This is a genomic window from Kribbia dieselivorans NBRC 106261 (assembly GCF_001552435.1).
GTDB classification, from domain to species: Bacteria; Actinomycetota; Actinomycetes; order Actinomycetales; family Dermatophilaceae; genus Kribbia; species Kribbia dieselivorans.
Map to the genome: position 1 here is coordinate 13,967 of NZ_BCRE01000062.1, position 19,478 is coordinate 33,444.

Consider the following 19,478-nt stretch of genomic DNA (forward strand, 5'->3'; position numbering starts at 1 on the left):
CGACCTCACCGGTTGGTGCAGGCCCCGGTGCTGACCGCGGCGGCGCCACGCTCGGTCGGGTGCAGCACCGTCTCCACCTCGGCCAGCGACAGGGCGTACCCGACCTTCGCCTCGTTCGCCGACTTGGCGTAGACCATGCCGACCGCCCGGCCACGCGGGTCGAGCAGCGGCCCGCCGGAGTTGCCCTGCTGCACGTTGGCCTGCAGCGTGTACACGTCACGCTCGTGCCGCCCCCGGCCATAGATGTTCGCCGAGGTGACGGTGGTCCGGCTGCGCACCCGCGCGGGGTCGAGGGCGTTTGGACCGTCGAGGGGGTAGCCCGCCACGGCCGCGTCGTCGCCACGGCGCAGGGTCGGCCCCGAACGCAGCACCGGAGCGTCGATCCCCGGCACCGCGAGCACCGCGACGTCGGCGCCCGGGTCGAAGGCCACAACGGTCGCCATCCAGCCGTCGCCGTGTCTCGTCTGCACCGCCACGCGGGTGGCGCCGGCCACGACATGGGCATTCGTCACGACCCGGTCGCCGGACACGACCCACCCGCTGCCCTCCCGACCGCGGCCGCACTGCTCACTCACCGAGCGGATCTTCACCACCGAGGATGCGGCCCGCTCGAGGTCGGCGTTGCCGGCGAGACGTCCGCTCGGGGCGGCGACCGGGGCGTTCGGCAGCACCTGCCAACTCTTCGCCGTGTCGATCCAGACGTACAGCGGCGCGGCCAGGCTGCGCGCCGGCGGGGGCATCGCCGCGTCGATGCGCGCGATCACCTCCGAGTGCGCGACCTCGTTCGTCAGCGGCCCGTACCCGATCCCGCGCAGGGCCGGGATCAGGGTCCACACCGCCGTGCAGGTCAGGGTGAAACCGGTCAGCGCACCGAGCAGCCGCCACGGTCGTCGCGGCCGAGGTGGGCCTGACGCCGGACCCGCTCGACGGGCCTGGGCCGACCCGCGGGCCGACACCGCAGCGGCTACGCCCTGGCCGAGCACCAGGCCGATGCGCTGCCCCACCGCCGCAGACAGCGCAATGATGAGCACCGGCACCACGGCGACGAGCATCGGGGTCCGCGACCACAGCAGGGGCTCGAACGAGATCAGCCCGGTGGCGACGAACCCGAGCACCCCGCCGACGAACAATCCCACCATCGCCCCCACCGTGGCGAGCACGCCGCGACGCCAGCTCAGATACGTCTGGCCCAGGATCACGACCAGCAGAACCGCATCGACCATCGCGCCCGGAGAGTCCATCAACTACGCCCGCGCCAGATCCGCTCCAGTTGGACGGCGGGCAACGGCCGTTCGACCTGGTCGTCCCAGGGGCGGGTCAGCCCGGCGAGGCCGAGGACCTCGGAGAGCAGCATGGCGGTGAAGCCCCACACGAACAGGCCCTCGACCTCGAAACCGGGGCCGCGGTACCCACTGGGCCCGACCACGGTGAACCGGTTCGCCGGATCACGCAGTTCGTCGATGTCGGCGCGGGCGACCCGCGCCACCTCGAACGGGTTGATGACCTCCAGCGGCGTCGGTCGCAACCACCAGCCGAGCACCGGTGTCACCGCGTTCTGGCTGGGGAAGAGGAACAACGGATCGAGGGTGTCGACCACGGAGATGTCATGGGCCTCGATCCCGACCTCCTCGTGGGTCTCGCGCAACGCCGCTCCGATCGGGCCGTCGTCGCCGGGGTCGATACGCCCGCCGGGCAGCGAGACCTGACCGGCGTGCGACCGAAGGTGTGGCGTGCGTTCGGTGAGCACGACGTCGACCGCGCTGGTCTGACCCAGTGGCCCCGTCCGTGCTCCGAAAAGCATGAGCACAGCCGATTGGCGGGCCGGCCCCGGCGGCGGCACGAAGTCGCGGAACCACTTCGGCGGGTCGGCGTCGAAGGCCGACCTGATCCGCCCGAGCCAGTCCGGCGGCTGCGGCGCACTCATGTGATCGTTCACCCCTCCACCTGCGGTTGATCGGACCGGTCCCACGGCCAGGCTCGCTCGCGGCCGGGCGCCATCTCGAACTTGAGGAGCGTCGCGGCGACCACCGGGTCGGTCGGGCCCTCACCGTAGGACGGGCACCACTGCGCCACCGGGCACACCCCACACGCGGGGCGACGGGCGTGACACAGGCGGCGCCCGTGGAAGATCAGCACGTGGCTGAGCATCGTCCAGTCTCGCTTCTCGAACAACGCCCCGACCGCGTGCTCGACCTTGACCGGGTCGGTCTCGGCGGTCCAGCCGAAGCGGCGTACGAGCCGACCGAAGTGGGTGTCGACGGTGATTCCCGGCACGCCGAACGCGTTGCCGAGCACGACGTTGGCCGTCTTGCGCCCCACCCCGTGCAGCGTCACCAGATCCTCGAGCCGGCCCGGCACCTGCCCGTCGAACCGCTCGACGAGGTCCGCCGAGAGCGCGAGCACCGACTCCGTCTTGGCGCGGAAGAATCCGGTCGGGGTGATGACCTGCTCGACCTCGCTCCGGTCGGCCTGGGCCAACGACGCGGCATCCGGCCACCGGGCGAAGAGTTCGGGCGTGACCTTGTTGACGGTGACGTCCGTGGTCTGCGCCGAGAGCACGGTAGCGATGAGCAGCTCGAACGGATTGCGGAAATCGAGCTCGGCGTGCGCGTAGGGGTACAGGTCGTGCAGGGTGCGGTACATCCGGCGGGCACGCCGCTTCAATGCCAGCGGTGACTCGACTTCGGAGGTGGACACCCCACCAGAGTAGGCGTGGCGCCGTGGCGGCATTGACTAGGATGCCCATGTGGATCTCGATGTCGTGCGCCGTGCACCGCTGTTCTCTGCCCTGGATGAAGCCTCGGCACGCGAACTGCTGTCCCTGATGACCCCGCTGCACATGGAGCGCGGAGACGTGCTCTTCCGCGAGGGCGACGAGGGCGACCACCTCTATGTCATCACCGAGGGCAAGATCAAGCTCGGTCGCTCCAGCGTCGACGGTCGCGAGAACCTCATCTCCGTGCTCGGTCCCGGAGAACTGCTCGGCGAGTTGTCGTTGTTCGACCGCGGCCCGCGCACGGCCACGGCCACGGCGGTGGCCGAGACCCAGCTCGTCGCCCTCGGTCACGAGCAGCTCCACGGGCTGATCACCGCCTCGCCGCGGGTGGCGATGACGCTGATGTCGGCGCTGGCCACCCGACTGCGTCGCACGAACGAGTCCCGCGCCGACCTCGTGTTCACCGACGTCCCCGGCCGGGTCGCCAAGGCCCTGCTCGAGCTCTCCCAGCGGTTCGGTCGTCCCTCCGAGGGCGGGATCCTAGTCTCCCACGACCTCACCCAGGAAGAACTCGCCCAGCTCGTCGGCGCATCGCGCGAGACGGTGAACAAGGCGCTGGCCGACTTCGCCACCCGCGGGTGGCTCAAGCTCGAGGCGCGCGCGGTGCTGCTCACCGACGTCGAGCGGCTGCAGCGCCGCGCCCGCTGAGCCGCGCTATTCGCCGGTCTCGACGCCGCGCGCCTTGAGGTAGGTCAACTGGGCCATGAGCGAGAGCCGTGCGGCCGGGAGCACCTGCGGCGGCACGTCGTGGTAGACGATCGCGAGCACGGCCTCCAGCCCGCGGGCGCCGCCGGCGAGCGCGTCGCGCACCTGCTGCAACCGTTCGTCGCGGTGCACGCGGTAGAACGCCACCATCGCCTCGGCCTCGAAGATCGTCGGCCCGTGACCGGGCAGGATCGACGTCACCGGCCCACGCCCGGTCAACTCGTGCAGCCGGTCGAGCGAGGCCAGGTAGTGCTCGAGATCCCCGTCCGGGTGCGCCACGACCGTCGTGCCGCGCCCGAGGACGGTGTCGCCCGAGAACAGGGCATGGTCGGCCTCGAGCACGAAACTGACGGAGTCGGTCGTATGGCCGGGCGTCGTGACCGCCCGCAACTCGATCCCGGGCGCGAGGATCCGGTCTCCGTCACCGATGTCGTCGTGACCGCGGCCGACCGCCCGCACCGGTGCCCCGGTCAACTCGACGAGGTTGGGCACGCCACCGGAGTGGTCGAAGTGGCCGTGGCTGAGCACGATCTGCCCGACCCGGGCCCCGAGCGCGGTGACGTGATCGACGATCCGCTGCTGGTGGGCCCGCTCGTCCTCACCGGGGTCGATGACGATGGCCTCACTGGCACCGGGGGCCAGGAGCACCCAGGTGTTCGTGCCGTCCAGGGTCATCGGCCCGGGGTTGCCCTGCAGCAGGCAGTGGGCGTGCTCGGTGATCTGGCCACCGGTCCAGTCGCCGATGGCCGCCGAGGGGGCCGGCTGCGCGGTGTTGGGGTGCACGGCGCCGCTCAATCGGGCAGGTCGACCCGCAGCCGCAGGCCGTCCTCGGTCTCGACGAGTTCGGGCATGACGTGCTTGATCGCGTACGACGCGGTCAACGCGCCCTGCGCCGAGGTGGCCTCGGCCAACTGCTCGAGGGAGTGGATCGTCGGCGGCAGCATGAGCACCTCACCGTCGCGGCTCTGCTGCAGCAACTCGCTCGGCACGTACCACCCGGAGGTCTCGGCCTCGGTCGTGGCCCCGTCGAGGTCCTGCCCGGCCGGCACGGTCGCGATGAAGAACCGCGTGGCGTAGCGCTTCGGCTCGAACACCGGCGTCGTCCAGAACGCCCGGTAGGTCAACAGATCGGAGCGCAGCACGAGGCCCTCGGCGAGAAGCACGTCGTGCAGGGCGGTCTCGTGGGCGATGAGTTGGGCGCGGTACCGCTCCCAGTTCTCCCCCGCCGGGGTGACGAGGTCGTCGTGGGCGCCGGGAGCGGCCAGCAGCACACCACACTCCTCGAACACCTCGCGCACCGCGGTGGCCACGAGCATGCGCGCGGTGCCCTCGTCGGTGCCGAAACGCTCCGCCCAGACGGCCGCGTCGGGTCCGGCCCAGGGCAGGTCCTCCGCAGCGTCACGCTGGTCGGTGCCGCCGCCGGGGAAGACGAACGTCGAGGGCGCGAACGCCATGGAGGCCACTCGCTTGAGCATGAACACCTCGACACCGGAGGCGTCGTCACGGTCGCGCACGAACATGACCGTGGCGGCGTTCTTCGGGGTCGCCGCGACCGCGGGGTTGGCCAGGTACTCCTGGGCGAAGTCGCCCAGACGGCCGGGAACCGGCTGGTCCTGGATCGGGCTCATGACGCCACGCGCACGATCAGCTCAACCTCGACCGGAGCGTCGATCGGCAGCACGGCCACGCCGACCGCGGAGCGAGCGTGCGCACCGCGGTCGCCGAACACCTCTCCGATGAGCTCGGAGGCGCCGTTGATGACGTCGGGCTGCCCCGTGAACGACGGGTCGGAGGCGACGAAGCCGACGACCTTGACCACGCGGGTGACGCGGTCGAGGTCACCGACGACGGACTTGACGGCCGCGATCGCGTTCAGCGCGCACGTGGCCGCGAGCTGCTTCGCGTCGGCCGGGCGCACGCACTCGCTGGCCTCGCCGACCTTGCCGGAGCGCGGCAGCGCCCCGTCGACGAGCGGCAGCTGACCCGAGGTGAAGCACAGATCACCGTCGAGCACCGCCGGGACGTAGGCGGCCAGCGGCGAGGCCACCTCGGGCAGGGCCAGGCCGAGTTCGGCCAACCGGGATTCGACGCGCGACATCAGGACGCCTTCGGACGCTTGAGGTAGGCGACCAGGCTCTGGCCGTCGGGACCGGGCACGACCTGCACGAGTTCCCAGCCGTCGGCGCCCCACTGATCGAGGATCTGCTTGGTGGCATGGACGATGAGCGGCACCGTCGCGTATTCCCACGTCGTAGTCATGCAGCGCAGACTACTGATGATCACGGCCGATGAGGACATAGGGTGACCCACGTGGCACGCGCGCATCCCTCCACAGCCCCACGTCTGCACGTCATCAGCGGAAAGGGCGGCACCGGCAAGACGACGGTCGCCTGCGCCTTGGCGATCGCCCTGGCCCGTCAGGGCAAGCGGGTGCTGCTGGCCGAGGTCGAGGGCCGGCAGGGCATCGCCAGTGTCCTGGACGTCAACCCGCTCGCGCCCGAGGAACAACTCGTCCTGACCGACCCGTCCGGCGGTGAGGTGTATGGCATCGCCGTCGACGCCAAGGCCGCACTGCTCGAGTACCTCAAGCTCTTCTACCGCCTCGGGCCCGCCGGAACCGTGCTCGAGAAGATCGGTGCCATCGACTTCGCCACCACGATCGCGCCGGGGGTGCGCGACCTGTTGCTCATCGGCAAGATCTACGAGGCGGTCGGTCGGACGCAGAAGGTCAACAAGCGCGAGGTGCCGGTCTACGACGCCGTAGTGCTCGACGCTCCGCCCACCGGCCGGATCGTGCGGTTCATGGGCGTCGGCGAGGGGGTCTCGGACGTCGCGCGAGTCGGGCCCATCGCCCGCCAGGCTGCCTCGGTCAACCAGATGCTGACCAGTCAGACCACGGCCGTGCACCTGGTCACCCTGCTCGAGGAGATGCCCGTCCAGGAGACCATCGAGGCGATCACCGAACTGGAGGGCGGCGGCCTGCGACTGGGGTCGATCGTCGTCAACCTCGTGCGCGACCACCACGTCACCAGCGGTCACCTTCGGCGGGTTCGGGCGCGCACGGACACGCTGCGCGAGGCGCTCAACGGCGACCTGACGCTGATGGGGCTGCCCGCGGGCGACGCCATCGTCGACGGGCTTATCGAGGAGGCCGTCGAACATGAAGAACGCATGGAACTTCAGGAGGAGCAGGAGGCCATCATCGCCGCCCAGGACCGGCCCACGATCCGGGTGCCGCATCTGCCGCTGGGGGTCTCCGGTGGCGGGTTGGGTGTGCTGGCCGACGCCATCGAGGAACAGGGGATGACCGCATGAGCCCGCGAGACCGCTCCGGGGACGACACGATGCTCCTCATCGACGAGGTCATCGACAACCCCGATCGACGGATCGTCGTGTGCTGCGGCTCGGGTGGGGTCGGCAAGACCACGATGGCGGCCTCGATCGGCGTGCGCGCCGCGGAGCGCGGTCGGCGCGTGGTCGTGCTGACCATCGACCCCGCGCGACGGCTGGCCCAGGCCCTGGGTTTGGAGAGTCTGGACAACACCCCACGCCCGGTCAGCGGCATTCTCGCCGAGTCGGGCGGGTCGCTGGACGCGATGATGCTCGACATGAAGCGCACCTTCGACGAGGTCGTCGAGGCGCACTCGACCCCCGAGAAGGCCGCCCAGATCCTGGCCAACCCGTTCTACCAGGCGCTGTCCTCGTCGTTCGCCGGGACGCAGGAGTACATGGCCATGGAGAAACTGGGCCAGTTGCGCCGGGAGTCGGAGGCGGAGGGCCGTTGGGACCTCATCATCGTCGACACCCCGCCGTCGCGTTCGGCGCTGGACTTCCTGGATGCCCCGAACCGGCTCTCGTCGTTCCTCGACGGGCGGTTCATCCGCCTGCTCATGGCGCCCGCGCGAATCGGCTCCAAGGTGGGGATGCGCATGCTCGGTGCCGGGGTGGCGATCGCGACGATGACGAAGGTCCTCGGCGGTGACCTGCTCACCGACGTGCAGTCCTTCGTCGCGGCGCTCGACACGATGTTCGGCGGGTTCCGGGAGCGGGCCGACCGTACCTACGCGCTGCTCAAGGACGACGAGACCGTGTTCGTCGTCGTGGCCGCACCCGAGCAGGATGCGATGCGCGAGGCGTCGTTCTTCGTGCAGCGGTTGGGCGTCGACCAGATGCCCCTGGCCGGGCTGATCGTCAATCGCATGCAGCGCGTGCAGGCGCCCGGGCTGAACTCGGCCCGCGCACTGGACGGGGCGGAACGGCTCGAGAGCGAGACTCCGTCACGCACCGCTCGCCTGTCGGCGTCACTGCTGCGGGTGCACGCCGAGGTCGCGCAACTGGCCGAGCGCCACCTCAGTGTGGTGCAGCGGTTCCGGGTGGGCCATCCGGGGATTCCGGTGGCCATGGTCCCGGCCGCCGCGCGTGATGTGCACGACCTGGCCGACCTGCGCGAGGTCGGTGCCGCTCTCGCCGGCGCGGCGTCCGGCGTTGGGGTGAGCGTCAGGTCGTGAGGATGGCGGCTACGCCATCAGGCGGTGCGCCGCGGCCGCCTCATCGGCGCGTGCGCGCTGGAAGAGTGCCGCCCACGACGAGACGTGCGGATTGCGGCGCAGCAGTGCACGGCGCTCCCGTTCGGTCATGCCGCCCCACACCCCGAACTCGGTGCGGTGATCGAGGGCATCGGCCAGGCACTCTGCCACGACCGGGCAGCTCTGGCAGATGACCTTGGCGGTTCGCTGATCCTTGCCCTTGACGAACAGTGCCTCCGGGTCGGCGTGTGCGCACCGGCCACGAGTGGCCCAGTCGCTCGCCCAAGCGGGTGGCGTCGGTGTGATCGGACTGAGGGTCATCAACGACCTCCAACTCGAGTGTCGAAAGCCGTTGCAGCGGCTCCTTGTTCAGATCTTACAAGGGCCGTCATCTCTGGCAATAGGCCAGGGTGACCAAAATCTGAAATTTCGGGGCCGGTTTGGGCAACCAAAGTCCCCGAATCGGACATCCCCGGTTACAATACGGCAACTTCGATCCTTGCGGGTGGACACAATGGCCGACCCGGCACTTCTCCCAAAGGTTGTCAGGATCCGCCGTTACCCTGTGGCGCATGCGCGCGAAATCCCAGATGCCCCACGTCGTGAGCCTGTTGGCGGCCTTCGTCGCCATCGCCGTCGGCATGGGCATCCTGGCCGCCGGCATCATGCTCCCCGCCACGGGTGCCGTGGGGCAGGCCACGAAGGGTACCGTTCAGGCCTTCCAGGACCTGCCCGAGGACTTCTCCCCCATCGACCTGGCCCGGCCCTCGCAGATCACCTCCGCCGACGGCACGGTGTTGGCGACGCCATACGACGCCAACCGGGAGATCGTCAAGCTGCAGGACGTCGCGCCCATCATGCGCAAGGCCCAGATCGCGATCGAGGACTCGCGCTTCTACGAGCACGGTGGCATCGACGTCCGCGGCACCGCACGCGCCCTGGCCACCAACGTCGCCGGCGGCGGTGTCTCCCAAGGTGGATCGTCGATCACGCAGCAGTACGTCAAGCTCATGCTCCTCGAGAAGGCCCTGCGCGACGGTGACAAGCAGGCCGCCAACCAGGCCGTGGCCGTGTCGTACTCGCGCAAGCTGCAGGAATTGAAGTACGCGCTCAACGTCGAGAAGACGATGAGCAAGAACCAGATCCTCGAGGGCTACCTCAACCTGGCCTACTACGGTGACCTCGCCTACGGCGTCGAGGCCGCCAGCAAGCACTACTTCTCGATGTCGGCCAAGGACCTCGATCTCTCGCGTGCCGCCACGCTGGCCGGGGTCGTGCAGAACCCTGGTACCGCGGACCCGCGCAACAATCCCCAACGCGCCACGGAGCGTCGCAACCTCGTGCTCGACCGGATGCTCGAGCTCGGCATGATCACGCCGGAGGCGGCGGCGGCGGCCAAGGCCAAGCCGATGAAGAGCCTGCTCAAGATCAGCACCCGGGCCAGCGGCACCTGCGCGAAGTCGCCCGAGCCCTACGTGTGCAACTACGTCATCGACTTCCTCAAGACCGACCCGAAGCTCGGGGTGCTCGGTGAGAACCCCGACGCACGTATGCGCACCATCAACACCGCCGGGCTGAAGATCAAGACCACCGTCGACACGCGATGGCAGAAGCAGATCTACCGGACGCTGACCTCGAAGGTGCCCAACGGCGACGCCAGCGGTGTCGGGGCGGCCATGGCCACCGTCGAGCCGGGCACTGGCGCCGTCAAGGCCATCGTGCAGACCTCGCAGTACAAGACGGGGCTGAAGAAGGCCTCGAGCACCTACTCCGAGCAGTCGTGGACGGTGCCACAGGCCTACGGTGGCACCGCCGGCTTCGCGATCGGATCGACGGCCAAGCCGTACACCCTGGCGGAGGCACTCGAGAAGGGGAGGTCCCGCTCCAGCACCGTGCTCGCGCCGACCGCCGACACGGTCAACCCGGCCACGTTCTACGCCGATGACTTCCAGAAGCCATGCACGACCGTGGCGCCGTGGAAGGTCCGCAACGACGCGTTCTACAGCGGCCAGATCCCGCTGCAGAAGCTCATCACCGAGTCGGTCAACACCGCCACCGTGCAGTTGGCCAAGGAATCCGGGTCCTGCGACATCCACGCCCTGATGACGAAAATGGGCCTGCGCAACGGCACCGGTGAGGAGTACGGCAAGGACATCGCCGCCATCGTCCTCGGCGCGGACACCGCCCCGCCGCTGACCGTGGCCGCCTCGTACGCGACGTTCGGCGCCGACGGGATGTACTGCACTCCGAACCCGATCGCCGAGATCACCAACAACAAGGGCAAGGTCGTCTACAAGGGCGAGCCGGACTGCACCCGCGCGCTCAAGACCTCGGTGGCCCGCGACGTGGCCGAGATGCTGCGCGGTCCCCTCGAGAGCATCGGGGGCAACGGCACCGCGACGAACGCCAGGTTGGCCGGCGGACGGATGGCGGCCGGCAAGACCGGTACGACCGACTCGCACGTGCAGTCGTGGTTCGTAGGCACGACGCCGCAGTACTCGACGGCCGTGTTCGTCGGCAACCCGATGATCAACAAGCCGATGGAGAACATCTCGATCGGCGGTCAGTTCTACCCGAAGGTGTTCGGTGGCACGATCGCCGCTCCGTTGTGGAAGTCGATCATGGACCAGGAGCACAAGGGTCTGAAGATGCTCGACTTCGGCGGGAACGTCGTCGGCAAGGCGTCCGGCAGCACCAAGGCCAACGAGAACAACGCGACCCCCAAGCTCGGCACCGGACCCATCACCGCGATCCCGCCAACCGGCATGATGACCGAGCAGCAGGCGATCTCGACGCTGCAGGCCGCCGGGTTCGAGCCGGTCGTCGGCGCCACCACGCGCAGCCAGGTCGCCCCGGCCGGGCAGGTGTCGTACACCGAGCCGCAGGGGCAGGCGCCGCGTGGCACCCGGGTGGTCATCCACCTGTCCTCCGGGCCGTGATCGCGCCGCAGTGAGGAGCAACGAATGGGCCGCTGGGGTTACCCGGCGGCCCATTCGCGTGGCGGAGCGTCGATCAGCCGGCGAGGCGTGCCTTGACGAGCGGAGCGATGCGGCCACCGTCGGCCCGCCCGGTCACCTCGGCCTGCACCGCCTTCATGACCTGACCCATCTGGGCCATGCCGGTCGCGCCCGACTCGGTGACGACCCGGTCGACAATGGCCTCGACCTCGGCGTCGGTGAGCTGCGTGGGCAGGTAGCCCTCGAGGACGGCCAACTCCGCCTCCTCCGCCTCGGCGAGTTCGGGCCGGTTCGCCCTGCGGTACTCGGCGGCGGCGTCGGAGCGCTTCTTGCCCTCCTTGGCGACCACCTTGAGGGTCTCGGCCTCGCTGAGTTCGTGGGCGCTCTCCCCGGCCACCTCGGCGGTGGTGATCGCGGTGAGCACCATGCGCAGCGTCGCGGCGGTGACCTTGTCGTGGGCCTTCATGGCGGTGTGGAGGTCGTGCTGCAGGGTCTCCTTGAGTGAACTCATGTCCCCAGTGTCCACCCTGGGTCTGATTGCCCGGGCGGGGCCGGAGGATGGAAGGATTGGCGAAATGGAGACCGGGACCCTCGGACGCACCACCGCGGCAGCCGTGTTCGGCACCGGCGTCGGGCTGTTGGCCTACGCCTCGCTCTGGGAACGCAACGCGTTCACGCTGCGCCGATTCGATCTGCCCGTCCTGCCCAAGGGGTCCGCGCCGCTGACGGTGCTGCACCTCAGCGACCTGCACCTGCTGCCCCGCCAGCGGCGCAAGCGGGCGTGGATCGCCGCCCTGGCCGACCTCGAGCCCGACCTGATCGTCAACACCGGCGACAACATCGCGTCGGCGGCGAGCATCGAGCCCCTGGCCGAGTCGCTCGGCCCGCTGCTCGACCGACCCGGGGTGTTCGTCATGGGGTCGAACGACTACTACGCTCCGCACCTGCGCAACCCGGCGCTCTACCTGACCCGGCATCACCGACGTGGGGTGGGTCGCGGCGATGCGTTGCCGACGGAGGACCTGCGGGGCCTGTTCACCGGTCACGGCTGGCGGGATCTGAACAACCGGCGGGCACGGATGACCGTGGCCGGGCACGATCTGGAGTTCGTGGGCGTGGACGACCCGCATCTCGACCGGGATGACCTCGCGGCGGTGGCGGGCGCACCGACCCCCGGCACGGCGCTGACCATCGGGGTCGCCCACGCGCCCTACCAGCGGGTGCTCGACGGGTTCGTGGCCGATGGGGCCGGTCTGCTGTTGGCCGGGCACACCCACGGAGGACAACTGTGCGTCCCACTCTTCGGAGCGCTGGTGACGAACTGCGACCTGGACACGGGGCGGGCGAAGGGTCCGTCGCGGTGGTGGGCGGGCGCCGGTCACACGCCCTCGTCGAAGGCCCCCACCGGAGCGGCGTGGATGCACGTGTGCGCCGGACTGGGCACCTCCCCCTACGCGCCGGTTCGCTTCGCCTGCCGGCCCGAGGCCGCGCTGCTGACGTTGATTCCCCGGGACTGACGGGCGCTCGCTCAGGGTTGCTCCGTGACCTGACGGTGACCATGGGTAGTGCTGCCCCAACGGGCAGGACCTGCAGTTTTATCCTGCGCGCCCCCTGCCGTTCGCCTACTGTTAACTTTGGCCTGCAAATCTCCTGCGTGGCCCAATCGTGACCTACCGCGTCGATCGGCCGTCCGCCCAGCCACCATTCGGGGAGTCCTTCGTGAACAAGCGAGCCGTTGTCGTCGGCGTCTGTGCCGCCCTCTCGTCCGGGATGGTCGGGGTGCAGGCCTTGGCGCAGCCCTCGAACCTCACCGCCGATGCCGTGCCCGTGGCCGCGGCCGTCAATACGGAGTCGGAACTGGGTGCCCTTCAGGTCATCGCCAACGCCGACGACTACATGCTCGTCGGCGACGAGGCGCAGTTCCTACGGGGCGAGCCCGGCCAGGGGTCGCGTGTCGGCTCCTTCGCCCACCCGAAGGCCGGGAAGGGCACGAAGCGTGAGATTCCCCAGGCACCCAAGGCCGCGGCCGACCCCCTCGAGGTGCAGGCGCTGGCCAAGCAGGTCGCCGCGGGCTCGCGTGCCACCGAGCCGGTCCTCATCCGCGCGTACCGCAAGGCTGCCGCCGGCGCCCCGGAGGGCTGCGGCATCTCCCCCGAGCTCCTTGCCGGCGTGGGCCAGGTCGAGTCGGGCAACGTGGGTGGTCGTCGGATCGATGCCGACAACATGGTGCGCCCCGGCATCTTCGGTCCTCCGCTGACCGGTGGTGCATTCGCGAACATCCCCGACTCCGACAACGGTCGGCTCGACGGTTCCAAGGCGTACGACCGGGCGGTCGGGCCGATGCAGTTCATCCCCACGTCATGGGCGTTGTTCGCCGTCGATGGCGACGGTGACGGCACCGCGCACCCGCAGAACATCTTCGACGCGACGGCGACCGCGGCGGCGTATCTGTGCCACGGCGGCCGCGACCTGACGACCCGCGAGGGTCAGATCCAGGCGGTCTTCAGCTACAACCACTCCAACGAGTACGTCAACAGCGTGCTGAGCTGGAAGAAGTACTTCGACGACAACGGCCTGGAGGCCATCGGCCAGACCTCGAACTACGTCCCCAGCGGCACCTTCGTGGCGGTGGAGACGGAGAAGAGCGAGAAGAAGGCCACGAAGTCAAAGTCGAACAAGAAGTCGTCGGAGAAGGGCTCGAAGAAGACGTCGGAGAAGTCCGCCACGAAGACCTCGGGGACGTCCGGCACAACGTCGTCGTCGACCACCGCGTCCACGACGAAGACCGCAACCGCGACGTCGAAGCCGAGCGGGACGAGCACGCCCAGCACTGCGCCGAAGCCGTCCACCTCGACTCGCCCGTCGAGCACGACCAAGCCCAGTTCGACGGCCAAGCCGACCACACCGAGCTCCACCACGGCCCCGACCACCCCGCCGTCGACGACCTCGCCCACCGAGCCGGGTACGACCTCGCCGAGCAGCACCTCTCCGGCGTCTCCCGCTGCTCCGGAGGCCCCGGCCGGCTTCGCCAAGCCCTCGACGTCCGAGTCTGCGACGTCCCAGGCCCCGGCCTCGACCACCGCGCCGGACCCGTCGGCGTCGCTCGCGCCTCAGCCCTGAGCCGCTGTCTCACCCGGCGGCGGCCCCGATTTCGGGAAGTCGCCCCGGGTGGGTTATTCTTCCTTGTCGTTGTCCCCCACAGGGATGACTGCCACGGGGTGTGGCGCAGCTTGGTAGCGCGCGTCGTTCGGGACGACGAGGCCGCAGGTTCAAATCCTGTCACCCCGACCCGCCGATAACCGGCCCTGACCAGCGGAAACGCGAGTCAGGGCCGGTTTTTGTCTGCCCTTCGGGACATGTGTCAGCGATGCCACACCTTCGCAACCGAAGACTTTCCCTTGTGGAAAGAGAAAATCTCTCGTAGGGTTTCCGTCATGGAAACGAACTCGTCGTACTCGGCCGAGAAGGCACTCGCAGACGTCCTCGACACACGGGCCCGGACCACCGAGGCCACCAACGTCCCCGTCCGAGCCTGGTGGTACCTGCCGCTGGCGGCGGTGTTCCCGCTGAGCGGTCTGGGCTTTGTCCTGGACAGCCCGTGGAGCTACCTGGTGATGGGCTTGGCCATCCTCATCGCAGCAGCCGTCTGCATCTGCCTCGCCGTCCTCATGCAGCGTGCGGGTGTGCAGACCAAGTTGCGCGTGGAGCCGCGACGGTACCCCGTGACCTACGCCGTCACCCTGGCGGCGACGGTGGCTTTCGGGGCGACTCTCCCGCTGACCGACATCTTCGGCTGGAACCCGTGGGTGGTTCCGGCCGCCGGACTGGCCTGCGGCCTGGTGTGGGCGGTCGCGCTCGCTCGCCTCGGCCGCATCACGCCGGCAGGGTCGCCTGAACGCACTGCCACCCGGGCATCCCGCGCGGACGGCTCCCGATGAACCTCGATGGCTTCGACGAGACCCTGCACACCCCCCACCGGTTGCGCATCTGCGTCCTGCTCAGCGAAGTCGACCAAGCCGAGTTCGGGCTGATCAGGGACACCCTGGAGGTGGCCGACTCCGTCCTGTCCAAGCAGCTCAAGGTGCTGGTCGACGCGGGCTACGTGGCCCTGGACAAGCCAACCGGACAGGGTGGCCGACCCCGGACGTGGGCACGGCTGACCCGCACCGGCCGCACTGCCCTGCGCCGCCACCTGCGGGCTCTGCAGCAGATGGTCGAGATCTCCCAACAGACCTCGGAGGCATGGGCCACGAGCGAGCAGGCCACACGGCCTGCGTGAGCCGGGGCACCTGAGGGCGGTCCGGCGCGCGTGCGGGAACTACGCTGTCGCTGCTGCTGATCACCCTACTGCCGAGTAATGGAGCCACCGTGACCTCCTCGCCCCGCCGCCTCACGTCGCCCCGCCGGTGGACTCCTCCGCCGGCGCCCGCACGGTCGTGGGTAACACCGGAGGCCGCCCGCTGGGCTTGGAACCCTCGACCGACGGCAGCATCCTGATCTGCGAGCATCACCCGCGGACTGCTCCCGATGTCCGCCGACGGCTCGGTGGAGGTCCTCGTCGACACCATCGCGGGCACGCCGCTCACCTTCGCCAGCAACGTGGTGGAGGGGCCGGACGGAACCATCTGGTTCACCGCGTCGACCCGCCTCTAAGCGGTCCTGCTGTACGGCTGGTGGGCGGCCCGCTGGCATGGAGACCCGGGCAAGGAGCCCGGTGACGTCGATGTCCTCGTCCTCGGCGACGTCGATCGCGCAGCGGTGTATGACGCCGCAGGTCGCGTCGAAGAGCCAGTCGGGTTCGAGGTCAACCCCGTGATTCGACCGGCTTCCAGCTGGGGACGAGCGGACGAGGACCCACTCGTTGACGAGATCCGCCACAAAACGGCATTCGATGTTGCACACACACAACGCTCACGGGAGGCGAATGACGCCTCGCAGAGTTGCGAAGTGGTCCAAGTCATCCTTGAACTGGTCCAGCGTGGCGAGTGTGTACAGGCCGTCAATCTCGCCGGTGTCCCACAGTGTCCAGATGCGCCTGAGATCAGATATGCGCCCCTTCCACCCGATGCCGTCGACCACGGCCATCGTGACCTGACCGCCAGTTCTTGCGTCCGCCATCTCCTCGATTTCTCGCACGGCATCCGACAACTTCGAACCCGTCGAGTCAAAGCCCTTCGCTGCAACGGCGATGACGCAGTCCCGCCCTGTAGAAGGGACGGCGAGGTCGGCGGGCGCAGTACGTCCATTGCGCCCTTCGAAGCGTCCGCGCGGCACATAGGGCAGCCTCAATGACTGAGCGATCGCCTCCAACTCGTCCTCAATCTTGCGTCCCGACTGCCCCGCAGTCGTCGCAATGGCTCGGGTACCCGCTCTTGCCACCAACACGTCACCAAAGGTGTAAGCCTCATTCCGCTGAGTGTTAAGGAGCCGCACGAGGTCGAACTCCACGTCTAGCCTCTCCATGAAGTCCGCGCTCTGCTCGAGTGCAGCCTTGCGCCAACTCCCAGTGTTGAACCAGTGCCGCAAGTGATTCGTCAGTTTCTCGCGACTGAGACCAACCACAAGCGCGAGCACATAGGTCTGATCGGGGTGAGCCAGTGACCAAGCCGTCAGCGAGTCCAGATTCACCGCAGGCAACGCCTCCAGGGTGGCCACTGCATCCTTGATGTCCTCGGCCGCAGGAGTGGAGGCGGTGGGGTCGATGCGAGCGGTCAAGTGACCGAGCGAGGCCACGTAGTCGTCGAACGGCACAGAAGGCATGCCGCAGTCTCCCATGCTGCCCTCAGGTCACGGTGCGACCACCACATACTCCACTGCCTCTCGCCGAGCAGCTGTGGCATGTGTGCCAAAGTGGTACCGATGCTGTAGTTCGATTACCTCGGGCGTCGAGCCCTTGACATCCCGCAACATCCCCGTCAGCCTGTCCAAACTCGGCACCGCGTTACTCCCGTAGGACAGGACAATCGTCGATGACCTGAACTTCTCAAAGGTGTCAGTCAGTGCCGCTGCAATCGTCGTCTTGGAGCCGAACGCGGTCGGGCGCTTCGGCAACTTGCGCGTCTTCGTGTCTGTCATGACCGCCGCTGTTCCATTGTCCCAGTAGTTGGCCAAGCCCTCGAGGAACCAGTAACGCTTCACATAGTCGTTGTCATCCCGTGGAGGTGCGTAGGGCGGGTCGAGGTAGACCAGGTCCGCGCCAGACTCCGCGCTACTGACATCTCCTTGAACCGCACGGCATCGCTCACCTTCGAACACAGCCACATTCCACGCGTCAACGCAGTTGACGAACTGCTGAGCAAGAGGCATGTGGAGCGAGGCACGCCCGTCGTCGTACCTTAGGCCCGTCACCGTGAAAACTCCCCGGGGTTGCTTGCGAGCGGCCGCGAGCACAAGGGAAGCAAGCGCCAATTGGCGTTTTGAGCCCGTAAGCGTGTCGATCTGCGACCAGGCAGCGTCCAGAAAGCGGAGGTCAGCCGCCGTGAAGAACAATTGTTCATATGTCTTTTGGATGAAGTCTCGACCGTCCCGGTTGCCACCTTTCACGATGCCCTCTACGTCCTCATCGCTGAGCCGCAGATCCTGATTGACACAAGCCGCCTTCGTCAGCGTCACCGGGAAGTTCAAGTAGTCGCCAGAAGTTACGGCGTACCCCTGGGCCTTGAGAAGGTACGAGACGACTCCCGAACCTGAGAATGGGTCAAGCGCCGTGCGACCCCCCACCTGCTGGAAGACATCCGCAAGCGTCGGAAGAAGCCGGTACTTGGAGCCCATATACCGCATCCGCGGGTAGCGCTCGACCTGAGCCAACGCGGGCAGCGGTACATCGATCAATGGCATCTGGGCTGACGACATGACATCTCCTTCGTGCGTCGTCGCAACCTTACGGCCACCCACCGACACAGCCACACGAGACACCGCCACCAGTGGATAACCGCGCCGAGATGGTGCGCCCGGCTGCACAGCAGCGCGCCCTTTGCCGGTGGAGAGTCGCTTGCCACTCAGCGGGGCTCGATGCGCAGCGTCGCCTGCTTGGACACCTCGTTGGTGACACCGTCCGTGTACCGGGTGCGCCCGTACTTGGCATACAGCGCGTCGTCGATGGCCTCGTCGTGCGACGAGTCCCGAACGAAGCTCACCTCGCGGGCGGGCCCGCCGTACTCGATGGCACCCTCGAAGTGGTGCGCGACACCCTTGTACCACTGCCCCTGGGTGCCATACATCGACCGGACGTACGGCGCTCCGTCAACGACCACGTGCCACACCGGCGTGAAGGAGCGCAGCGAACCGTCCTTGCGCCGACCCGCCACCCGGATCTCGTAGGCCCCTTCGATCGCGGCGAGTTCCTGCTCGGACCATGCGCTCATGTCGAGTCCTCCCGAAGTCAGTCGGCGTAGATGTCCTGGGCGAACCGGAACGCCGCCCAAGCCTTGGGCCAGCCGGCGTAGAAGGCAGCGTGCGTGAGCACCTCGGCCATCTCCTCGGCGGTGACCCCGTTGTCCTTGGCCCGCTGGATGTGACCCTGCAGCGAACTGTCGAGCACGCCACCGGCCATGAGCGCGGTGACGGTCACGATGCTCCGTTCGCGAGCCGAGAGTTGCTCCTCCCGACTCCAGACCTGCCCGAAGAGCACGTCGTCGTTGAGCTCGGCGAACTTCGGCGCAAAGTCGCCCAGGATGTCCCGCCCTGCCGTCACCTTGTCTGCCATGATCCAACCTTTCAGTTCTCGCCGTTGTCGACCGTGTACCGCAACCACACACTGCCACCCTCGCGCGCCTCCGCGGCCTGCAACGAGAATCCGCGCGGGGTGTCCGAGGTGCGGCCGGCGGTCTCGAAGAGCGTCGGGGTGTCGGAGGACCCGTCCGCGACCGGGGCAATGACCACGCTCAACTCATCGCACAGCCCGGCTTGGATGAACGACCAATTGAGCACTCCTCCGCCACCGAGCATGAGGGTGTCGATGCCGAACAGGCCCTTGAGCTTGTCGAGCAGCAGCGCGAAGTCGACTTCCTCGTCCCCGCCGATGACGTACGAGATCCCGAGCCCGCGCAGGAACGCCTTGTACGCATTGCTCGCCTGGCCGGTGAGCACCTCGAGCACATGGGCCGTGGTGGTCTGGTAGGTCAGGACCGCGCTCTCCCACCCGACGCGGCCCGAGGCGTCGATCGAGATGTAGTACTTCTCCGCATCGCTCACCGCGACGAAGTCGCCCTCCGGCACGGGCGCGGCGTTCTCGTCCAGCACCGGAGCGCGGTAATGCGTGAAGTTGTCGTCCGTCGTCACGCGCCCTGACAGCCACCCTTGGTGCCGGTAGTACGGGTCCTCACCGAAGGCCAGGTCGTAGAAGACCTTGCCGGCACCGGCGACCCCGGGGCTGCTCATGTAGCGGCCCATGATCTTCCCGTCGAGAGAGGTCATCATGTGGCAGAAGACGAACGGTCTGGCCTCGGGGAGTGTCGTGTCAGACATGTCTCCCATGGTGCTGCGGGCCATTCAATCTGTGGAGTGGAGAGAAAC

23 protein-coding genes and 1 tRNA gene are annotated in these 19,478 nt (G+C 68.4%); 10 read left to right on the plus strand and 14 right to left on the minus strand.

Annotated elements, in window-relative coordinates:
• Nucleotides 1–5: 5 nt before the first annotated feature.
• Genes KD1_RS06110 through nth form a run of 3 tightly spaced genes read right to left on the minus strand, consistent with a single transcriptional unit; the run spans nucleotide 6 to nucleotide 2,697 of the window.
• Nucleotides 6–1,241 carry a MarP family serine protease gene (locus KD1_RS06110; RefSeq protein ID WP_068399061.1) on the minus strand — a complete coding sequence of 412 codons (1,236 nt, stop codon included), beginning with the start codon at nucleotides 1,239–1,241 and terminating at the stop codon, nucleotides 6–8.
• Nucleotides 1,241–1,924 carry an NUDIX hydrolase gene (locus KD1_RS06115; protein ID WP_068399143.1) on the minus strand — a complete coding sequence of 228 codons (684 nt, stop codon included), beginning with the start codon at nucleotides 1,922–1,924 and terminating at the stop codon, nucleotides 1,241–1,243. The genes KD1_RS06110 and KD1_RS06115 overlap by 1 nt, the downstream gene beginning before the upstream one ends.
• 8 nt (nucleotides 1,925–1,932) lie before the next feature.
• On the minus strand, nucleotides 1,933–2,697 hold the full coding sequence (gene nth, locus KD1_RS06120; protein ID WP_068399067.1) for an endonuclease III: 765 nt from the start codon (nucleotides 2,695–2,697) through the stop codon (nucleotides 1,933–1,935).
• 49 nt (nucleotides 2,698–2,746) lie between these two features.
• Here nth and KD1_RS06125 point away from each other — a divergent pair, with 49 nt between their 5' ends.
• Nucleotides 2,747–3,424: a Crp/Fnr family transcriptional regulator gene (locus tag KD1_RS06125; protein WP_068399070.1), complete on the plus strand. Its 678-nt coding sequence runs from the start codon at nucleotides 2,747–2,749 to the stop codon at nucleotides 3,422–3,424.
• A gap of 6 nt (nucleotides 3,425–3,430) precedes the next feature.
• On the opposite strand, the gene KD1_RS06130 is transcribed toward KD1_RS06125, so the two are convergent.
• Genes KD1_RS06130 through sp36 form a run of 4 tightly spaced genes read right to left on the minus strand, consistent with a single transcriptional unit; the run spans nucleotide 3,431 to nucleotide 5,740 of the window.
• Nucleotides 3,431–4,264 carry an MBL fold metallo-hydrolase gene (locus tag KD1_RS06130; protein ID WP_245627297.1) on the minus strand — a complete coding sequence of 278 codons (834 nt, stop codon included), beginning with the start codon at nucleotides 4,262–4,264 and terminating at the stop codon, nucleotides 3,431–3,433.
• A gap of 8 nt (nucleotides 4,265–4,272) precedes the next feature.
• A complete protein-coding gene (locus tag KD1_RS06135; protein WP_068399072.1) occupies nucleotides 4,273–5,109 on the minus strand; it encodes an NUDIX hydrolase in 837 nt (278 codons plus the stop codon).
• Nucleotides 5,106–5,579, minus strand: coding sequence for a RidA family protein (locus KD1_RS06140; RefSeq protein ID WP_068399074.1), 474 nt, complete (start codon nucleotides 5,577–5,579; stop codon nucleotides 5,106–5,108). Before KD1_RS06140 ends, KD1_RS06135 begins: the two co-directional genes overlap by 4 nt.
• Nucleotides 5,579–5,740: a Sp36 family protein gene (gene sp36 / locus KD1_RS06145; RefSeq protein WP_157073202.1), complete on the minus strand. Its 162-nt coding sequence runs from the start codon at nucleotides 5,738–5,740 to the stop codon at nucleotides 5,579–5,581. The genes KD1_RS06140 and sp36 overlap by 1 nt, the downstream gene beginning before the upstream one ends.
• A gap of 51 nt (nucleotides 5,741–5,791) precedes the next feature.
• Between sp36 and bagA the strand changes: the two genes are divergently transcribed.
• Nucleotides 5,792–6,796 carry an ATPase BagA gene (gene bagA / locus KD1_RS06150; protein ID WP_068399161.1) on the plus strand — a complete coding sequence of 335 codons (1,005 nt, stop codon included), beginning with the start codon at nucleotides 5,792–5,794 and terminating at the stop codon, nucleotides 6,794–6,796.
• Nucleotides 6,793–7,989: an ArsA family ATPase gene (bagB, locus tag KD1_RS06155; protein ID WP_068399086.1), complete on the plus strand. Its 1,197-nt coding sequence runs from the start codon at nucleotides 6,793–6,795 to the stop codon at nucleotides 7,987–7,989. The genes bagA and bagB overlap by 4 nt, the downstream gene beginning before the upstream one ends.
• Nucleotides 7,990–7,998: 9 nt before the next feature.
• Here the strand turns inward: bagB and KD1_RS06160 are convergent, their stop codons facing one another.
• Nucleotides 7,999–8,328, minus strand: coding sequence for a WhiB family transcriptional regulator (locus KD1_RS06160; protein WP_068399089.1), 330 nt, complete (start codon nucleotides 8,326–8,328; stop codon nucleotides 7,999–8,001).
• Nucleotides 8,329–8,579: 251 nt separating this feature from the next.
• Here KD1_RS06160 and KD1_RS06165 point away from each other — a divergent pair, with 251 nt between their 5' ends.
• On the plus strand, nucleotides 8,580–10,946 hold the full coding sequence (locus KD1_RS06165; RefSeq protein WP_068399092.1) for a transglycosylase domain-containing protein: 2,367 nt from the start codon (nucleotides 8,580–8,582) through the stop codon (nucleotides 10,944–10,946).
• A gap of 73 nt (nucleotides 10,947–11,019) precedes the next feature.
• Here the strand turns inward: KD1_RS06165 and KD1_RS06170 are convergent, their stop codons facing one another.
• Nucleotides 11,020–11,475 (minus strand): GatB/YqeY domain-containing protein, encoded by a 456-nt coding sequence (locus tag KD1_RS06170; protein ID WP_068399095.1) that lies wholly within the window; start codon nucleotides 11,473–11,475, stop codon nucleotides 11,020–11,022.
• 64 nt (nucleotides 11,476–11,539) lie between these two features.
• Here KD1_RS06170 and KD1_RS06175 point away from each other — a divergent pair, with 64 nt between their 5' ends.
• The 6 genes from KD1_RS06175 (at nucleotide 11,540) to KD1_RS17505 (ending at nucleotide 15,617) form a co-directional block, all read left to right on the plus strand.
• The gene (locus KD1_RS06175; RefSeq protein ID WP_068399098.1) at nucleotides 11,540–12,481 is read left to right on the plus strand and encodes a metallophosphoesterase; all 942 of its coding nucleotides are present in this window, start codon (nucleotides 11,540–11,542) and stop codon (nucleotides 12,479–12,481) included.
• A gap of 202 nt (nucleotides 12,482–12,683) precedes the next feature.
• Nucleotides 12,684–14,084 (plus strand): lytic transglycosylase domain-containing protein, encoded by a 1,401-nt coding sequence (locus KD1_RS06180; protein ID WP_068399105.1) that lies wholly within the window; start codon nucleotides 12,684–12,686, stop codon nucleotides 14,082–14,084.
• 94 nt (nucleotides 14,085–14,178) lie between these two features.
• Nucleotides 14,179–14,252: transfer RNA gene (locus KD1_RS06185), tRNA-Pro, on the plus strand.
• A 146-nt stretch (nucleotides 14,253–14,398) separates the two neighbouring features.
• Entirely contained in the window at nucleotides 14,399–14,902 is a 504-nt protein-coding gene (locus KD1_RS06190; protein ID WP_068399107.1) for a hypothetical protein, read from the plus strand.
• Nucleotides 14,899–15,243 carry a transcriptional regulator gene (locus tag KD1_RS06195; RefSeq protein WP_068399109.1) on the plus strand — a complete coding sequence of 115 codons (345 nt, stop codon included), beginning with the start codon at nucleotides 14,899–14,901 and terminating at the stop codon, nucleotides 15,241–15,243. The genes KD1_RS06190 and KD1_RS06195 overlap by 4 nt, the downstream gene beginning before the upstream one ends.
• Before the next feature lie 248 nt (nucleotides 15,244–15,491).
• The gene (locus KD1_RS17505) at nucleotides 15,492–15,617 is read left to right on the plus strand and encodes a hypothetical protein (RefSeq protein ID WP_281177594.1); all 126 of its coding nucleotides are present in this window, start codon (nucleotides 15,492–15,494) and stop codon (nucleotides 15,615–15,617) included.
• A 258-nt stretch (nucleotides 15,618–15,875) separates the two neighbouring features.
• On the opposite strand, the gene KD1_RS06200 is transcribed toward KD1_RS17505, so the two are convergent.
• The 5 genes from KD1_RS06200 to KD1_RS06220 all read right to left on the minus strand — a co-directional run bounded on the left by KD1_RS06200 (nucleotide 15,876) and on the right by KD1_RS06220 (nucleotide 19,430).
• Nucleotides 15,876–16,724 (minus strand): hypothetical protein, encoded by an 849-nt coding sequence (locus KD1_RS06200; protein WP_157073203.1) that lies wholly within the window; start codon nucleotides 16,722–16,724, stop codon nucleotides 15,876–15,878.
• Between the two features lie 27 nt (nucleotides 16,725–16,751).
• Nucleotides 16,752–17,816 carry a DNA adenine methylase gene (locus KD1_RS06205; RefSeq protein WP_245627298.1) on the minus strand — a complete coding sequence of 355 codons (1,065 nt, stop codon included), beginning with the start codon at nucleotides 17,814–17,816 and terminating at the stop codon, nucleotides 16,752–16,754.
• Between the two features lie 146 nt (nucleotides 17,817–17,962).
• Nucleotides 17,963–18,328, minus strand: coding sequence for a DUF2255 family protein (locus tag KD1_RS06210; RefSeq protein WP_068399114.1), 366 nt, complete (start codon nucleotides 18,326–18,328; stop codon nucleotides 17,963–17,965).
• A 17-nt stretch (nucleotides 18,329–18,345) separates the two neighbouring features.
• Nucleotides 18,346–18,669 carry a carboxymuconolactone decarboxylase family protein gene (locus KD1_RS06215; RefSeq protein WP_068399127.1) on the minus strand — a complete coding sequence of 108 codons (324 nt, stop codon included), beginning with the start codon at nucleotides 18,667–18,669 and terminating at the stop codon, nucleotides 18,346–18,348.
• Between the two features lie 11 nt (nucleotides 18,670–18,680).
• Nucleotides 18,681–19,430, minus strand: a complete 750-nt coding sequence (locus KD1_RS06220) for a dihydrofolate reductase family protein (RefSeq protein ID WP_068399167.1) — start codon at nucleotides 19,428–19,430, stop codon at nucleotides 18,681–18,683.
• Nucleotides 19,431–19,478: the final 48 nt, after the last annotated feature.

Excerpts from the sequence above, each read along its gene's own strand:
- KD1_RS06140 (WP_068399074.1), bottom strand. The coding sequence starts at position 5,579 with ATGTCGCGCGTCGAATCCCGGTTGGCCGAACTCGGCCTGGCCCTGCCC.
- KD1_RS17505 (WP_281177594.1), top strand. The coding sequence starts at position 15,492 with ATGTCCGCCGACGGCTCGGTGGAGGTCCTCGTCGACACCATCGCGGGC.
- sp36 (WP_157073202.1), bottom strand. The coding sequence starts at position 5,740 with ATGACTACGACGTGGGAATACGCGACGGTGCCGCTCATCGTCCATGCC.
- KD1_RS06210 (WP_068399114.1), bottom strand. The coding sequence starts at position 18,328 with ATGAGCGCATGGTCCGAGCAGGAACTCGCCGCGATCGAAGGGGCCTAC.
- KD1_RS06165 (WP_068399092.1), top strand. The coding sequence starts at position 8,580 with ATGCGCGCGAAATCCCAGATGCCCCACGTCGTGAGCCTGTTGGCGGCC.
- KD1_RS06110 (WP_068399061.1), bottom strand. The coding sequence starts at position 1,241 with ATGGACTCTCCGGGCGCGATGGTCGATGCGGTTCTGCTGGTCGTGATC.
- KD1_RS06220 (WP_068399167.1), bottom strand. The coding sequence starts at position 19,430 with ATGTCTGACACGACACTCCCCGAGGCCAGACCGTTCGTCTTCTGCCAC.
- KD1_RS06115 (WP_068399143.1), bottom strand. The coding sequence starts at position 1,924 with ATGAGTGCGCCGCAGCCGCCGGACTGGCTCGGGCGGATCAGGTCGGCC.
- KD1_RS06190 (WP_068399107.1), top strand. The coding sequence starts at position 14,399 with ATGGAAACGAACTCGTCGTACTCGGCCGAGAAGGCACTCGCAGACGTC.
- KD1_RS06205 (WP_245627298.1), bottom strand. The coding sequence starts at position 17,816 with ATGTCGTCAGCCCAGATGCCATTGATCGATGTACCGCTGCCCGCGTTG.
- KD1_RS06200 (WP_157073203.1), bottom strand. The coding sequence starts at position 16,724 with ATGCCTTCTGTGCCGTTCGACGACTACGTGGCCTCGCTCGGTCACTTG.
- KD1_RS06175 (WP_068399098.1), top strand. The coding sequence starts at position 11,540 with ATGGAGACCGGGACCCTCGGACGCACCACCGCGGCAGCCGTGTTCGGC.
- KD1_RS06215 (WP_068399127.1), bottom strand. The coding sequence starts at position 18,669 with ATGGCAGACAAGGTGACGGCAGGGCGGGACATCCTGGGCGACTTTGCG.
- KD1_RS06195 (WP_068399109.1), top strand. The coding sequence starts at position 14,899 with ATGAACCTCGATGGCTTCGACGAGACCCTGCACACCCCCCACCGGTTG.
- KD1_RS06160 (WP_068399089.1), bottom strand. The coding sequence starts at position 8,328 with ATGACCCTCAGTCCGATCACACCGACGCCACCCGCTTGGGCGAGCGAC.
- KD1_RS06135 (WP_068399072.1), bottom strand. The coding sequence starts at position 5,109 with ATGAGCCCGATCCAGGACCAGCCGGTTCCCGGCCGTCTGGGCGACTTC.
- KD1_RS06170 (WP_068399095.1), bottom strand. The coding sequence starts at position 11,475 with ATGAGTTCACTCAAGGAGACCCTGCAGCACGACCTCCACACCGCCATG.
- bagB (WP_068399086.1), top strand. The coding sequence starts at position 6,793 with ATGAGCCCGCGAGACCGCTCCGGGGACGACACGATGCTCCTCATCGAC.